Annotated in this window: 1 protein-coding gene; it reads left to right on the plus strand. The window is 69.4% G+C overall.

Features of this window, described 5'->3' with window-relative positions:
- The first annotated feature begins 134 nt into the window (after nucleotides 1-134).
- On the plus strand, nucleotides 135-1187 hold the full coding sequence (rlmM, locus tag JCM9942_RS16130; protein WP_054660871.1) for a 23S rRNA (cytidine(2498)-2'-O)-methyltransferase RlmM: 1053 nt from the start codon (nucleotides 135-137) through the stop codon (nucleotides 1185-1187).
- Nucleotides 1188-1328 lie beyond the last annotated feature (141 nt).

Below are 1328 nucleotides of genomic sequence, written 5' to 3' on the forward strand. Positions count from 1 at the left end.
AACCGCGAGGCCGCCCGCGCGGTGCTGCACCGCTATGGCCTGAGCAACGGCGCGCATTACTGAGCACGCCCTCCTGCCGGCGCCGCCCTACGCCGCGCCGGCAACCTCCATCCCCGCATCCCCAAGGAATCACAATGACCGGCCTGCTGTGCTATTGCCGTCAGGGCTTTGAACCGGAACTGGCCGGAGAACTCAACCAGCGCGCGGGATTGGCCGGCATTGCCGGTTACGCGCGCACCCAGCGCAACGATGGCTATGTGGTCTTCGTCACCGACGACGCCGAAGCGCTGGACCAGCGCCTGGCCTGGCGCGAGCTGATCTTCGCCCGGCAGAAACTGCGGGTGCTGGCCGAACTGCCGCAGCTGGACCCGGCCGACCGCATCACCCCGATCATCGCCGCGCTGGACGGCCAGCCGCGCTTTGGCGACCTGTGGGTGGAACATCCCGATTCGGACGCCGGCAAACCGCTGGCCGGCTTGGCCCGCAGCTTCGGCAATGCGCTGCGCCCGGCGCTGCGCAAGGCCGGCCTGCTCACCGACAAGGCCAACGGCAAGCTGCCGCGCCTGCATATCGTGTTCGTCGACGGCACCCACGCCTTCGTCACCGTCGCCGATACCCGCGACAGCGCGCCGTGGCCGCTGGGCATTCCGCGCCTGAAGCTGCTGCCCGACGCACCCTCGCGCTCGGCGCTGAAGCTGGACGAGGCCCTGCTGACCCTGCTCACCCCGGAAGAGCGCGAAGCGCTGGTCAAACCCGGCATGCGCGCGGCCGATCTGGGTGCCGCCCCCGGCGGCTGGACCTGGGTGCTGACCCGTCAGCACCTGAAGGTGACCAGCATCGACAACGGCCCGCTGCGCCAGCACGTGCTCGACACCGGGCTGGTCGAACACCTGCGCGCCGACGGCTTCCACTGGAAGCCGGAAACCCCGCTGGACTGGATGGTCTGCGACATGGTCGAACAGCCGCGCAAAGTGGCCGAACGCATGGCCACCTGGTTCCGCGAGGGCTGGTGCAGGCACGCCATCTTCAATCTCAAGCTGCCGATGAAAAAGCGCTGGGACGAGACCCAGCTGTGCCTGGACCTGTTCGCCGACCAGGCCGGCAGGCCGCTGACGATTCGCGCCAAGCAGCTCTATCACGACCGCGAAGAGATCACGGTGTTCGCCACCCCCGCGTCGCGGCGCTGAGCCGGCCACTGGCGTGGGCGCGCACGGTTGCCGGCGTAACCGCGTTCGGCGGCGCCTCACGCCTCTGGCACACTCGGCCTCCTGTTCTGAGGAGGTCGCCGCCATTTCCCGCATCGCCCTGTTTCACCCGTCCGCCGCCCT

The organism is Stenotrophomonas pictorum JCM 9942 (genome assembly GCF_001310775.1).
Classification (GTDB): Bacteria; Pseudomonadota; Gammaproteobacteria; order Xanthomonadales; family Xanthomonadaceae; genus Stenotrophomonas; species Stenotrophomonas pictorum.